The 13,548-nt window shown below is 69.2% G+C and carries 8 protein-coding genes; 5 read left to right on the top strand and 3 right to left on the bottom strand.

The window, feature by feature from the left end:
* The first annotated feature begins 41 nt into the window (after window positions 1–41).
* The 5 genes from ACT9TC_RS16185 to ACT9TC_RS16165 all read left to right on the top strand — a co-directional run bounded on the left by ACT9TC_RS16185 (window position 42) and on the right by ACT9TC_RS16165 (window position 8,543).
* Window positions 42–581: a hypothetical protein gene (locus ACT9TC_RS16185; protein WP_458041454.1), complete on the top strand. Its 540-nt coding sequence runs from the start codon at window positions 42–44 to the stop codon at window positions 579–581.
* Between the two features lie 71 nt (window positions 582–652).
* Window positions 653–5,587 (top strand): helicase, encoded by a 4,935-nt coding sequence (locus ACT9TC_RS16180; RefSeq protein ID WP_458041453.1) that lies wholly within the window; start codon window positions 653–655, stop codon window positions 5,585–5,587.
* An 88-nt stretch (window positions 5,588–5,675) separates the two neighbouring features.
* Window positions 5,676–6,770 carry a DNA-processing protein DprA gene (locus ACT9TC_RS16175; RefSeq protein ID WP_458041452.1) on the top strand — a complete coding sequence of 365 codons (1,095 nt, stop codon included), beginning with the start codon at window positions 5,676–5,678 and terminating at the stop codon, window positions 6,768–6,770.
* An 82-nt stretch (window positions 6,771–6,852) separates the two neighbouring features.
* Entirely contained in the window at window positions 6,853–7,557 is a 705-nt protein-coding gene (locus ACT9TC_RS16170) for a hypothetical protein (protein ID WP_458041451.1), read from the top strand.
* A complete protein-coding gene (locus ACT9TC_RS16165) occupies window positions 7,554–8,543 on the top strand; it encodes a nucleotidyl transferase AbiEii/AbiGii toxin family protein (RefSeq protein WP_458041450.1) in 990 nt (329 codons plus the stop codon). The genes ACT9TC_RS16170 and ACT9TC_RS16165 overlap by 4 nt, the downstream gene beginning before the upstream one ends.
* Before the next feature lie 20 nt (window positions 8,544–8,563).
* Here the strand turns inward: ACT9TC_RS16165 and ACT9TC_RS16160 are convergent, their stop codons facing one another.
* The 3 genes from ACT9TC_RS16160 to ACT9TC_RS16150 form a co-directional block, all read right to left on the bottom strand.
* A complete protein-coding gene (locus ACT9TC_RS16160) occupies window positions 8,564–9,886 on the bottom strand; it encodes a tyrosine-type recombinase/integrase (RefSeq protein ID WP_458041449.1) in 1,323 nt (440 codons plus the stop codon).
* Window positions 9,886–10,110 (bottom strand): helix-turn-helix transcriptional regulator, encoded by a 225-nt coding sequence (locus ACT9TC_RS16155; RefSeq protein ID WP_036285107.1) that lies wholly within the window; start codon window positions 10,108–10,110, stop codon window positions 9,886–9,888. Before ACT9TC_RS16155 ends, ACT9TC_RS16160 begins: the two co-directional genes overlap by 1 nt.
* A gap of 424 nt (window positions 10,111–10,534) precedes the next feature.
* Window positions 10,535–13,534: a bifunctional [glutamine synthetase] adenylyltransferase/[glutamine synthetase]-adenylyl-L-tyrosine phosphorylase gene (locus ACT9TC_RS16150; protein ID WP_458041448.1), complete on the bottom strand. Its 3,000-nt coding sequence runs from the start codon at window positions 13,532–13,534 to the stop codon at window positions 10,535–10,537.
* Window positions 13,535–13,548 lie beyond the last annotated feature (14 nt).

Below are 13,548 nucleotides of genomic sequence, written 5' to 3'. Positions count from 1 at the left end.
CGACGAGCCCGCGGCCGACGCCGCGCTCGCCACGGCTCGGGATGCTGGAGCAGGCGATGAACAAGTACGGCCAGATGGCGCTGTCCCACTGGCAGACGACGGCCCCGAGCAGGGTCGCGGAGCTGAGCGATCCGGCGGCATTCTTCAAGGCGATGGGCCTGGAAATGCAGACGCAGGTGACGAACCTCGCGTCAATGCTGGCGGGGAGCGACCGGCAGGGGGAGACTTTCTTGCAGAAGGTCGCCCGGCTGACAGCAGCCCGGAAGCAGGCGGAGGAGGTCGTGATGTCGCAACTGGCGTGGATCACCGACCCGAGCCTGCCCCTGGATCAGGCGCGAGAGGAATGGGAGCAGACCCGGCCCTCCGACGAGAACCTGATCCTCTGGGCGGAGCGGATGCAGGACTGCCCGGATTCGATGCCCTCCTCCGTGGAACTGGAGGAACTGGCGAAGAAGTGGGCGCTCAGCGTCGAGTTCCTGCTGGAGCTCGTGGCGACGGAGCCCCCGCGGGAATACATGCGGGCGAATCAGGCGGCGCTCGCCGAGGCGGCGACGATCCGCTTCTTCCGCGAGCTGCGGTAGCGCCCCGGTTCGTTCCCGCCTCCCAGGACGACCTCGGGCCATCGGGTGCAAAGGCCCGCTATCGGGCGAACGTGGAGGCCATCCAGCTCATCCACGATCTGAACTCCACGGGTCGCCCCGCGTCCCCGGACGGACAACGGGTGCTCGCCCGCTGGTCGAGCTGGGGCGCGATCCCCGAGGTGTTCGATGACCTGAAACCCGAGTGGGACGCCGAGCGCGCCGAACTGCGCGAGCTGCTGGGCGATGACGAGTGGGAGGCTGCGGAGCGGACAACCATCAACGCGCACTACACCGACCCGATGATCGCCCGGCAGGTGTGGCGGCTGCTGGCCGGGCTGGGGTTCCGCGGCGGTGCGGTCCTCGAGCCCGGCTCCGGGTCGGGTACATTCATCGGCCTCGCGCCAGTATCGGCCCAGATGACCGGGGTGGAACTCGACCCCCTGACAGCGGCGATCTGCGCCGAGCTGTATCCGCACGCGACCGTCCGTGCCGAGTCCTTCGCCGACACGCGACTGCCCGAAGGGCACTTCGACGCTGCCATCGGCAACGTGCCGTTCAGCAACGTCACCCTGCACGATCCGCTGCACAACGCGACCCGGCAGTCGATGCATAACCACTTCATCATCAAGTCGCTACGCCTGACCCGACCGGGCGGCCTCGTCGCGGTGCTGACCTCGCACTACACGTTGGACGCACAGAACCCCGGGGCGCGGCGGGAGATGAACGAGCTGGCCGACCTCGTGGGCGCGATCCGCCTGCCCACCGGGGCGCACCGTCGCGCCGCAGGGACGGAGGTCGTCACCGACCTGCTCGTGTTCCGGCGTCGTCTGCCTGGCGAGCAGATGCGCGACGACGCCTGGGAGAAGGTCGCGCAGCTGCCCATCGACGGCGTGCCGATGCGGATCAACCGCTACTTCGATGAGCACCCGGAGCAGATGCTCGGGGAGGTCGGCGTCGGCCACGGGATGTACGACGCGGCCACGCTCACCATCACGACCGATCTGGCCGACTTGGAGGCGGAACTCGCGGTCGCCGTCGACCAGCTCGTGTTCTCCGCTCGCCGTGCCGGGCTGACGGTCACGGAGCGGACCGCCGAGCAGCAGGCGCGCCGGGCCGCGTTCACGCCGTCGGCGCCGGAGTTGTGGGACGGCAGCATTGTCGCGAGCGAGAGCGGCGGCTTCCGCACCGTGGTCTCGGGCGGGCTGGAGCCGCTCGCGGTGCCGAAGTCCGCCGAGCGCGAGCTGCGCGCGCTGCTGCGGCTGCGCGACAGCGCATCCCGCCTGCTCACCGCGGAAGCGGCAAGCGTGGACGACACCCCCGACATCGTGCTCATCCGCACGACGCTGCGGCGCGACTACCTGAAGTACGTCGGCACATACGGGGCTCTCAACCGCTACACGCTCCGCCCTACCGGGCGCACGAACGACGAGGGCGAGGAGACCTTCGCCCGCATCGTGCCGACCCCGATCCGGCTGCTGCGCTCCGACCCGTTCGGCCCGCTCGTGCTCGCGCTGGAGCAGTTCGATGACGAGGATCAGTCGGCCTCGCCCGCAGCGATCATGAGCCACCGCGTGGTGGTGCCGCGCGCCGAGGTGCAGGGCGTCGACAGCCCCGCCGACGCCATCGCCGTCAGCCTGGACCGAACCGGCGGGATCGACCTGCCCCTCATCGCCGACCTGCTCGGGATGAACGACCGCGACGCGCGCGAGGCGCTGGGAACGCTCGTTTTCACCGACCCGGCGACCGATCAGCTCGTCCACGCGCCCGAGTACCTGTCCGGCGATGTGCGAGTCAAGCTCGAAGCCGCTCGCCAGCGCGCCGAGCAAGACCCGGCATTCCAGCTCAACGTGGATGCACTCGCCGAGGTGCTGCCCGCGCCGCTCGGCATCCAGGACATCCACGCCAAGCTCGGGGCCGTCTGGATCAGCGCCGACGTTCACGAGCAGTTCCTCCGCAGCATCCTGCGCGCGCAGGACGTGCGCGTCGAGAACCCGCTGCCGGGAATGTGGGAGATTCGCGGCGGTCGGCAGGGCCTCCCCTCCACCTCGGAGTGGGGCACCCCGCGACGTCCCGCGCCGGACATCGCGCAGGCCGTGATGGAGCAGCGCACGATGCTCGTCTACGACGAGGAGAAGGACATCGACGGGAAGGTGCGCCGCATCCTCAATCCCGTAGAGACCGCCGCCGCCCAGGAGAAGGCCGACGCACTTCAGGAGCGGTTCGGCGAGTGGGTGTGGGAAGACCCGGCTCGTGCGCAGGCGCTCGTGGACGAGTACAACCGGCGCTTCAACTCCATCGTGCTCCGCGACTACACGAACGCCGGGGCGTACCTCTCGCTGCCGGGCCTCGCGGCAACCTTCGAGCCGCGCACGCACCAGCGCGCCGCCGTCGCCCGCATGGTGTCCGAGCCTGCGGCGGGCCTGTTCCACGAGGTCGGCGCAGGCAAGACGGCGGAGATGATTATGGGCGCGATGGAGATGCGCCGCATGGGGCTCATCAGCAAGCCCGTCGTCGTCGTGCCGAACCACATGCTGGAGCAGTTCGGCCGGGAGTGGCTCCAGGTCTACCCGCGTGCCCGCGTGCTCGCCGCGTCGAGCCTCGACCTCACCGCCGACAAGCGGCGGCTGTTCGTCGCGCGGGCGGCGGCGAACGAGTGGGACGCGATCATCCTCACGCAGGGGGCGTTCGCCAAGATCCCGCTGCGCGCCGAGACGCAGCAGCAATACATCCGCGGGCAGGTAGACGACGTGCGGCGAGTGCTGGACGAGGCGACCGGCGAGCAGCGGATGAGCGTCAAGCGCATCCAGCGGAAGCTCCTGGCGATGGAGAACAAGCTCAAGGATCGGCTCGACTCCGACCGCGACCGCGGTGTCTGCTTTGAGGACACCGGCATTGATTACGTCATCGTCGACGAGATGCATATGTACAAGAACCTCGCCACGGAGTCGAACATCAGGGACGCCGCGATCGAGGGCTCGGATCGCGCGAGCGACCTGCACATGAAGCTCGAATACCTCCGCTCCGCGGGGCGCGAGCGGGTCGTGACTGCGGCGACGGCGACGCCCATCTCGAACTCGATCACCGAGACCTATGTGATGCAGCGATATCTGCGGCCAGACGTGCTGGAGTCCGCGGGTGTCGGCGCATTCGATGCGTGGGCGGCGACGTTCGGCGAGCTGGTCACGCAGATGGAGATCTCGCCGACCGGCAGCACGTTCCGTATGAAGACCCGGTTCGCCCGCTTCCAGAACGGGCAGGAGCTGCTGCGGATGTGGTCGGTGTTCGCCGACGTGAAGACCGCCGAAGACCTCTCCCTGCCCGTGCCCTCGCTCGTACAGCGAGACGACGGCAGCCGCGCGCCCTCCACCGTCCCGGTACAGCCGACCGTCGAGCTGGAGCAGTACGTCGCATCCCTCGCCGAACGCGCCGAGAAGGTCGCCAGCCGCCAGGTGCGCCCCGACGAGGACAACATGCTCCTGATCGCCACCGACGGGCGCAAGGCCGCGCTCGACATCCGCATGGTCATCTCCCGCGACCCTTCCGGGCCGAGCAAGGTCGATGTCGCCGCCGACGCGATCCACCGTATCTGGGAGCGCACCCGCGGCAGCGAGTACCTCGACACCGTGACCGGGCAGCCCTCCGCGGTCCTCGGGGCGCTCCAGCTGGTATTTAGCGACATCGGCACCCCGAACCAGGACAGGTGGAACGCCTACGACGAGCTGCGGCAGCAGCTCGTGCAGCGCGGCGTCCGCGCCGAGCAGATCAGATATATGCACGAGGCGAAAACCGACGTGGAGAAGGCGCGCCTGTTCGCCGCAGCCCGCGCCGGCCACGTCGCGGTGCTGATCGGCTCGACGGAGAAGATGGGCGTTGGCACCAACGTCCAGGCCCGCGCCATCGCCCTGCACCACCTGGACTGCCCGTGGCGGCCCTCCGACATCGCCCAGCGCGACGGTCGCATCATGCGGCAGGGCAACCAGAACGAGGAAGTGGCGATCGTCCGCTACGTCACCGAGCGTTCCTTCGACTCCTACATGTGGCAGACCGTCGAGCGGAAGGCCGCGTCGTTCGCGCAGCTCCTGCGCGGGAAGATCAACGCCCGCGAGATCGAGGAGATCGACACCTCCGCGCTGTCCGCAGCAGAGGCCAAGGCCATCGCCTCCGGCAATCCGCTCCTGCTGGAGCACTCCGTCATCCTGAACGAGGTGAACCGGCTGCGCCGCCTCCAGCGCGCGCACGAGCGCAACGAGGACATGCTCGTCCACACCGGCAATCGCGCCCGGTCAGCCGCCGAGCGCGCCGCCGCGGACATTCGCGGGCTGGAAGCCGCTGCCCCACGGATGATCGACACGAGCGGCGACAGGTTTCGCATCACGCTCGGCACGCGCGACTACGACTCGCGCTCCGAAGCCGCGCACGCCCTCGCCGCGTGGATGGGCGACTCCGGGCTGAAGTGGCTGCCGCGGTACGGGCGCAAGGACTTCGGGATCATCGGCCGCATCTCAGGCTTCGACATCCACGTCGAGGCCCGCTCCGGGCTCGCCACGCTCGACGTGACGGTCTCGCTACCCGAGGTGCCCCGCTCGGGATTCACGATGTCGAAGGAGTCGTTCTTGGAAGCCGGACTCGGGCTCGTGCAGCGCATCGAGAACCGTGTCAGCGGCATCCCGACGCTGCTCGACCAGGCGCGTGCCGACCTGGAAGAGGCTGAGCAGACCGTCGCCGACACCCAGCGGCGCCTCGGCCAGCCGTTCCGCCACGCGCAGGCGCTCGCCGACGCCGAGGAAGACCTCACCCGCGTCGAGACGCAGCTCGCCGCGATGCAGGACGAGCCACGCCCCGAGCCCGCGGCACCCGAGTCGGAGCGCGTCGAGCTGACCATCGAAGCCGTGCGCGCCTACGAGCCGAACCTGGGCTCACGGGAGGGGGCCGTCACCGTCACGGCCGAACCCTTCGACGCCCGCGATCCGACGCAACGGCCTCCGAGCAGTACGCCGTCCCTGTAGCCGCCGGACGCCGAGCCGCGTCCGGCGGCACCACGGGTGCACCTCTCTTGTGAGGCCAGGTGCCTGGGACAGCGGAGAGGACGCGAACATGGAGACGATCGAATCTCTCGCCTCCGACGAGCGGAGCGCCAGGATCGCGCTCGCCGTCGCCGTCGAGCCGGGTGAGGGCACGACCGCCACTGTGATGGCCGCGGTCGGAGCCCAGGAGACACTTCGCCTGCTCACCTCGACCGAGGCAGTTCCCGGCGTCGACGTGGAGACTGCCGCGCTCTGGCGCGACCTCGCCGCTCCCCGGCTCAGGCCGCAAGCGATCCACCATGTCTTGGACGCGACTCGGCGGTTCGGTCTGCACGTCTCGATCCCCGGCGATCCCGAGTGGCCCGAGGGCTTCGCCATCGGCGGCGTCACCCCGCCGCTGGCGCTGTGGATACTCGGCGAGGTCGACACCCTCCGAACCCCCGTCCAGCGGCTCGTCACGCTCACGGGATCTCGCGCCGCGTCGAGCTACGGCGAGTTCGTCGCCGCCGAGCTGGCGACCGGAGCCGCCGAGCGCGGCGGCATCGTCGTCGGTGGAGGCGCCTACGGCATCGAGGCCGCCGCCCACCGGGGCGCGCTCAACGCGGGCGGTAAGACCATCGCCGTCCACGCTGGCGGCCTGGACAGGCCCTACCCGGCGGGCAATCAGCAGCTTTTCGAGCGCATCGCCGCGAACGGCGCTCTGCTCAGCGAGATCCCGCCCGGATGCGCGCCGACCAGGCTGCGCTTCGTGCAGCGCGCACGGCTACTCGCCGCACTCTCGGACACGAGCGTCATCGTCGAGGCAGGCGTCCGCTCTGGCTCGCTCCTGGTTGCCGCGCGCGCCGCCGCGTTCGGCCGCGATGTCGGGGCTGTGCCTGGCCCGATCACGAGCGCCTCCAGCTCCGGCCCACACGAGCTGTTGTGCAGCGGGACTGCGCGGATCATCACCGGAGCCCACGACATCCAGGTGCCGGAGCCCCCGGCCGCTCGCGGCCTCGACGCACCCGGCGTCCAGACGAGCCGCACCGAGCTGACCGTCGAGACCGTGCGCTCATACGAGCCGAACCTGGGCTCGCGGGAGGGCGGGGCAGCGCCTGCTGCGGAGGACTGGAGCAGCTCCGTGCCGCGCAGTCCAGCGAGTGAAGTCGCGGCACCGCGGCTGTAGAACGCTTAGTGCAGGTTCTCGTATCACGTTGTAGACTGGATTACCGCAGTTTCTCGTATCCTGTTGCAGAAAGGAGCGCATGATGTCGACACTGCTCGCGCCCCGGCGCAACCGTCAGGGTGCCACCGACGCCCGGCGTGCCGTCCTCGCTTCACGGGGACGATTCTGGGAGCCCGGCGATTTCGCGCTCACGCCGTCGACCGCGCACCATCTGCTCGGCGAGCTGGAGGCTCGCGGTGAGCTGCGGCGCGTGCGCCGCGGCCTGTACTGGCGCGGCACGAAGACGCCGCTGGGCATGTCCCCGCCGCCGACCGAGCGGCTGATCGAGGCGCTCGCCCCCGGCCCCGGCGTGGGGCCTGCGGGCCTGTCCGCGGCGAACCTGCTGCGCCTGTCGACGCAGATCCCCCGTCGCGCGCTGGTGTCCGTCCCCGAGCGGGCTCCCTCGGGTGCCGGGTCGGTCGCGTTCGTTTCCCGCGCAACGCGCACCGGCCGGGCCGAAGCCGGGCTGAACGCCACGGAGGTCGCCGCGCTCGAAGTCCTCGATGACTGGACCGCCGTGCTGGAGGTCACCCCGAACGAGGCCACGAGGCGGCTGACCGAGCTGCTGCGAGGCGGCGACCTCCGCGCCGAACGGCTCACCCAGGCCGCCGCCACTGAGCCGGGTCGCACCCGTGCGCGTCTCGCGGCGCTGCTGCGTGCGGCCGGGTGGGACGACCTCGCGGCGCGGATTCCGTCGCCTGACCCCCGCACGCGCCAGTCGGCGCTCGCTGCGCTGGACGCGGCATGACCGATTCCACGCTGTGGCGGGACGACGACCCCGAGGTGTTTCGCGGCACGATCCTCGCCGCCGCGGAACGCCTCGGCGTGCAGCCCCTCGCCGTCGAGAAGGACTACTGGGTCTGCGAGGCGCTGCGCGCGATCACGACCGTGCATCCCGGCGAGGCGGTTTTCAAGGGAGGCACGAGCCTGGAGAAACTGCGGATCATCCGACGCTTCTCTGAAGACCTCGACCTGCTCGTGGTCGGCCAGTACCCGTCGAAGAACGCTGAGCAGCGTGCGCTGCGGAATCTGCTCACCACTGCGGCAGATGCGACGGGCGCGGAACCGACCGGGGTGACCGCGGGAGGCAACTCGGGTTCGTTCCACCGCTCCGGCTATCTCACCCCACCACTGGAGCACCGCGGCGAGCCCGGCGCGATCGCTGACCCTGCCGCGATCCTCGTGGAACTCGGACAGTCCGGCGGGCCGAACCCGCATGCCCCGCACCCGGTCACCTCGCTCCTGGCACGCGAACTGGCAGACTCTGGATTCGATACGAGCGCATGGGATGATCTGGCATCCTTCGATGTGCCGATCCTGCATCCGGGCCGCACCCTGCTGGAGAAGCTGCTGCGCGTGAACAACTTCGCCGACTCCCCCGAGTCCGCCGCCTCGCCGCACGGCTGGCCGCGCATCGGCCGACAGCTCTACGACATCTACGCCCTGCTCCACGATCCCTCCGTGCGCGAACTGCTGGCCGACAAGCCGCTCGTCGCCGAAATCCTCACCAGCGCCCGTGAGGTCTCCGCCGCATTCGGCAAGCCCGACCTGCCAGTGCCCGAGGGCGGCTTCGCGGCGTCCGCTGCGTTTGACGCTGCATCCCCGTTCGCAGACCGCCTCAGAGTCGAGCACGACGCGGCCATGCGCGACCTCTACTACGGCACCGACGAGCCGCCCTCCTTCGAGGACGTACTGACGCAGGTCCGGGCAGACGCCGCGCTACTCGAAGGCTGAACCACCCTCTTCTTGGCAGTTCAGGCGTCGATGCCCGCGAACGCCTCGTCGAGCGCGTCAGCCGCGACCTCGACGATGAGGTCGGGACGCTTCGCGTAGTGCCCTTCCGTGATGTCGGTACTGCTGTGCCCGAGCAGGTCGCGTGCGACCTCGACGCCAGCCATGTCCGATACCGCCGCAGCGACCGCCTTGCGGAGGCTGCGGAAGGTGAGGTGGTCAGCGTCGACCCCGATAGCGAGCAGTTCCGGCTCGAACTCGCGGCGGAACATCCTGAGCAGTTCGCCGACTGCGCTGGGGTCGCGCGGACGGCCGCGCTCGGTCGTGAACAGTACGTCGTCTGGATTCCGCTCGGGGTCGGGAACATGGCTCGCCACGAGTTCGCTCAGAACCTTCGCCGCGAACTTCGGAACGCGAACCCATCGCTTCTGTCGCTCCGCCTTGGGCGAGTCCTGGCGGAACAGGCCGCGGGACTTGGTGCGAACCATCGTTCCGCCGACCCAGACGAGCGCCTCCATCGTGAGGCTTCCATCCGGTTGTTCCACCGCCTCGAATCGCACGTCCTGGAACCGGATCGCAATCGGTTCTGCCGTCCTCTCGGAGGTGCCGAGCGTGATGAGGATGTAGTCGGCGAGCAGCTTGTAGTTGGGCCGTCGGCCCACCGGATAGCGCGCACGGTGCCGCTCGGGCCACACGTCGCGGATGAGGTGGAGGATGTACTTGACCTGCACCGCGTCGAGTTCGAAGTACACCGTTTCCGGCTCGTCCGCTCGCCTGGTCGCACGGATCGGGTTCGCCACGACGACCGCTCCGTACCGGGTCTTCTGGATCGACCCGGCAGCCGAGAAATGCCCCTGCTGGATCGCCCAGTCGAACATGAGCGACATCACGTTCCGAACCTTGTTCGCGGTCGTCACCGACTTCTCCCGTGCGATGTCCATGAGCAGCCCATCAGCACGGTCGGCGGTGATGTCGGCAATGGGGACGGCACCGGCGCGCGGGATGACATGCGCGCGAACAACCGATGCGTAGCCATCGACGGTCTGCTCGCGGCGCTGGCGCAGCACCCGCGGATCGTCATCGTGATACGCCGTCTTCAGCCACGCCTCCGCCAGCTCAGCGACAGTCATGACCTGTGCTCGTCGCGCCAGCACTCGACCGACAGCGACATCAGCCGCTTCCTGCAACGCCGTCAGCGCCTCAGCCTCGGTCGCTCCGCTGCCGCTGGGACGACGCTCCTGCCCCTGGCCGTCATAGACCCGCGCTCGCGCGATGACCAGTCCGCTCGGCTCGACCGTGTAGGTCACCTTGCCGAGTTCGCCGAGCGCACGCTTCGGCCGCGCCATCAGTCGCCCGCCCTATCCGTCGGGGCCACGATCCGCCCAGCGATGAACGCCTCGACATCCTCATCGCGGTAGCGAACGTTGTGCGACGAGAGTGCGACGAACGGCAACCCGAGACCTCGGCTGCGCGCACGCTCTGTCCGCCAGTCAGCGAGCGTCCTGATCGGGATGCCCGTGTACTCTGCAAGCTCCTGCGGAGTCCAGAGGCGGGGGCGGGCGTCGCTCATACCAATGAGGTAGGCGGCACCACCCGCAAACCTCCAGCGAACCCCGTAGGACGGCCAAGAATCGAGTAAACGGACGGGTTCTCGGACAGTCGCAGCAGCGACCCCACCCATGCTCACCATTGCACTTCCCTGTGTTTGCAGGGAAGTGTGAGCCTGTGGAACCCCCTCCGGTTCTCAGATCCTCAAGCCGAGCTGTACTTCGGCGTCTGACGCAGATCGCATTACGAAGAGGGCCCCGGGATCATCCCGGGGCCCTCTTCCGTTGTGCCCCCGACCGTCCGCAGCGCTCCGCTACACGGCCGGTGCCGCCGGTCCGCTGTCCGTGCGCTCGACCCGCTCGCCTGGCACTTGTTGTGGGTCACGTGACGGGTATCCCGCAACAAGTGCCAGGGGAATAGGGCCAGCGCGTCAGCGGCGGGGTGCGTCAGCCGTAGAAGAGCTTCTCGAACACGCGACGGGCTCTGCGCGCCGTGCCGAAGTAATCCTCTTCGACCTGCGTCGCAGCGCGTGGGCCGTAATCCAGGATGCGCCCGATGCCGTCGAGCTGGCGCCGGTCTGTGGGCAGCACGTCACTCGTCTGACCCGACAGCAGGGTGTTCGCCGATCGAAGGCGCGTCGACAGGTGCCAGGACTCAGCCAGGCGTGCCGCAGATGTCTGCGGGATCAATCCCGCCGCCACCGCGGCGTCCAGGGCCCCGAGCGTCGACGTCGTGCGCAGTTCGGGATGTTGGTGGGCGTAGCAGAGCTGAGTGATCTGGACGAGCCACTCGACGTCGCTGAGCGTGCCGGGACCGAGCTTGAGGTGCCGCGTACGGTCGACGCCCTTCGGCAACCGCTCCGTCTCGACGCGCGCCTTGATGCGCTTGATCTCACGCACTCCCTGCGGGTCCGGATGCTCGGGGTAGCGCAGGCGGTCCGCCAGCTCCATGAACGCCCGGACGAGTTTGACCGACCCGGCGACGCCCCGCGCACGCAGAAGCGCCTGGGCCTCCCAGGACAGCGACCAGCGCGAGTAGTACTCGGCGTAGGAGGTCAGTGACCGCACGAGCGGTCCCGTACGTCCCTCGGGACGGAGATCCGCATCCAGATCCAACGGCGCCCGGAAATCCTCCGACACCCGCCTCAGTTCCGCGACGATCTTCAGCGATAGCTGATGCGCGCGTTCTGGATCGACCTTTTCGGGACGGTAGACGTAGAGCACGTCCGCATCCGATCCGAACCCGAGCTCCGCTCCCCCGAATCGGCCCATCGCGATGATGGCGAAGTCCAGCGAAGCATCCTCGGGCGGCACGACCTCACGACGCACGGCACGGAGGGTCGCTTGCAGGGTCACGTCGGTGATGGTCGTGAGGCTCGCCGCCAGTTGCTCGATCGTGAGCACGCCCAGCAGGGCCGCCATCGCGGTGCGCAGAAGCTCGCGCCGGCGGAGAGCGCGCACGGCCCGCATGGCGTCGTCTATGGTCTTGTGGCGCGTCTGGATCGCCCGCGCCTCCTCTTGGAGCGCCAGGCCCGAGCGCGGTCGCAGGGGCTCGTCGTCGTCCAGCCACGCGACGGACTCGGGGATCCACTCCATGAGCTCGCCGATGTAGCGCGATCCGGACAGCACACGCGTAAGCCGCTCGGCGGCCCCGGACGAATCGCGCAGCATGCGCAGGAACCACGGGGTGTCGCCGAGGCGCTCGCTGACGCGCCGGAAGGCGAGGAGCCCGTAGTCCGGATCGACGCCATCCGCGAACCACCTGATCATGACGGGCATCAGGTGCCGCTGGATGGTCGCCTTGCGGCTGATGCCGCTCGTCAGGCTGCCGATCGTCCGCAGGGCTCCGGCCGGGTCGCGGAATCCGATCGCCGCGAGCCTGTCGTGCGCCTGCGCCGTCGAGAGCAGGCGCCCTTCTTCGGGCAGAGCCGCGACCGCCGACAACAACGGCCGGTAGAAGAGCCGGACATGGATGTCGCGGACCTCGCGCTTGATCTGCTCCCAGACGGCCGCGACGCCCTCACCGGTATCGGCGAGCCCCGAGGCACGTGCGAGCGTGCGCAGCCCCTCGGGCGTCCGAGGCATCAGGTGTGTGCGCGCGAGACGCCACAGTTGCAGGCGGTGCTCGAGCAACCGCAGCACCCGATAGTCCTGGGCGAAAGCCGATGCCTCGGAACGACCGATATATCCGCCGGTAACCAGAGCATCGAGCGCCGCGAGCGTCCCGCGCTGCCGGATCGAGTCATCCGTCAGCCCGTGCACGAGCTGCAACAGCTGCACGGTGAACTCGACGTCGCGGATACCGCCGGGTCCAAGCTTCAGCTGATACGGGACGTCCTCGGCGGGGATGTGCTCGGTAACGCGCTCACGCATCCGCTGCACCGAGTCGACGAAGTTCTCGCGCGCCGCGCTCGTCCACACCTTCGGCTGCACGGCCGCCACATAGTCGCGTCCGAGCTCCGCATCGCCCGCCAGCGGCCGGGCCTTCAGAAGAGCCTGGAATTCCCAGCTCTTCGCCCACCGCTGGTAATAGGACACATGCGACTCGAGGCTCCGCACGAGCGCGCCCTGCTTGCCCTCGGGGCGAAGATTCGGGTCCACCTCCCACAGCGGCGGTTCGATCTCGGCCTCTTCGATGCCGCGCATGGTCTGAACGGCGAGGCGCGTGGCGATATCGAGCACACGACTCTCGCTCGTGCGTTCGACGAGCTCAGCGCTCCCGCCGCCGACGAAGATGACGTCGACGTCCGAGACGTAGTTGAGTTCACGGGCGCCCGCCTTGCCCATTCCGATGATGGCCAAACGAGTCTGCGCGACATCTTCGCGGGGAAACAGTCCGCCCGGTCCGGTTCCGGTTGCCGAGATGCGCGTGCGCGCGACGGCGAGGGATGCCTCGAGGGCCGCGGCAGCGACATCCGCCAACGCCGCGGACACCTCGCGAATCGCACCCGGCGGGTCGGGCGAGAGCAGATCGTAAACGGCGATCCGGGCGACGAGTCTGCGGTAGCAGACGCGCAGGGCGATCCAGCCATCCGCGTTCTTCTCGGCGAAACCGTCCACCGCACCGACAGACGCCAGCATCTCGTCGCGGAGCTCGGCGGCTGACGCGAGCAGGCCGCGAGGCTCGAGCAGATCCTGCAGCTCCACGGGGTGGCGCAGGTAGAACGAGGCGTACCCCTCACTCGCGCCGAGAAGAGCCCACACCGCCCGGTGCGCGGAAGCGCTCGCCATGACCTCGCGAACAGGGATGGCATCGCGTCGCGCGATTGCGACCAGACCTCGCACGGCGGCATTCGGATCACCGGCCGAGGACGCCTCTGTGATCCACGAATCGCGGGGCAGCCCGGTCAGCTCTTCGAGCTCGTCCAGGCCGCGCTCGGCTTCATCGAGTTCGGTGAAGCCGAGTCGCGCGAGCTGCGTGCGGGACTGAAAACGTTCCAGAGCCATGGGAGCGGGCGCCC

This window comes from Microbacterium sp. HM-570, from assembly GCF_054165885.1.
This window is presented reverse-complemented; position numbering and strand designations above follow the sequence as displayed.

Bases quoted from the DNA above. Each gene is read 5' to 3' on its own strand.
- ACT9TC_RS16185 (WP_458041454.1), top strand. From the start codon at position 42: ATGCTGGAGCAGGCGATGAACAAGTACGGCCAGATGGCGCTGTCCCAC.
- ACT9TC_RS16175 (WP_458041452.1), top strand. From the start codon at position 5,676: ATGGAGACGATCGAATCTCTCGCCTCCGACGAGCGGAGCGCCAGGATC.
- ACT9TC_RS16170 (WP_458041451.1), top strand. From the start codon at position 6,853: ATGTCGACACTGCTCGCGCCCCGGCGCAACCGTCAGGGTGCCACCGAC.
- ACT9TC_RS16165 (WP_458041450.1), top strand. From the start codon at position 7,554: ATGACCGATTCCACGCTGTGGCGGGACGACGACCCCGAGGTGTTTCGC.
- ACT9TC_RS16160 (WP_458041449.1), bottom strand. From the start codon at position 9,886: ATGGCGCGGCCGAAGCGTGCGCTCGGCGAACTCGGCAAGGTGACCTAC.
- ACT9TC_RS16155 (WP_036285107.1), bottom strand. From the start codon at position 10,110: ATGAGCGACGCCCGCCCCCGCCTCTGGACTCCGCAGGAGCTTGCAGAG.
- ACT9TC_RS16150 (WP_458041448.1), bottom strand. From the start codon at position 13,534: ATGGCTCTGGAACGTTTTCAGTCCCGCACGCAGCTCGCGCGACTCGGC.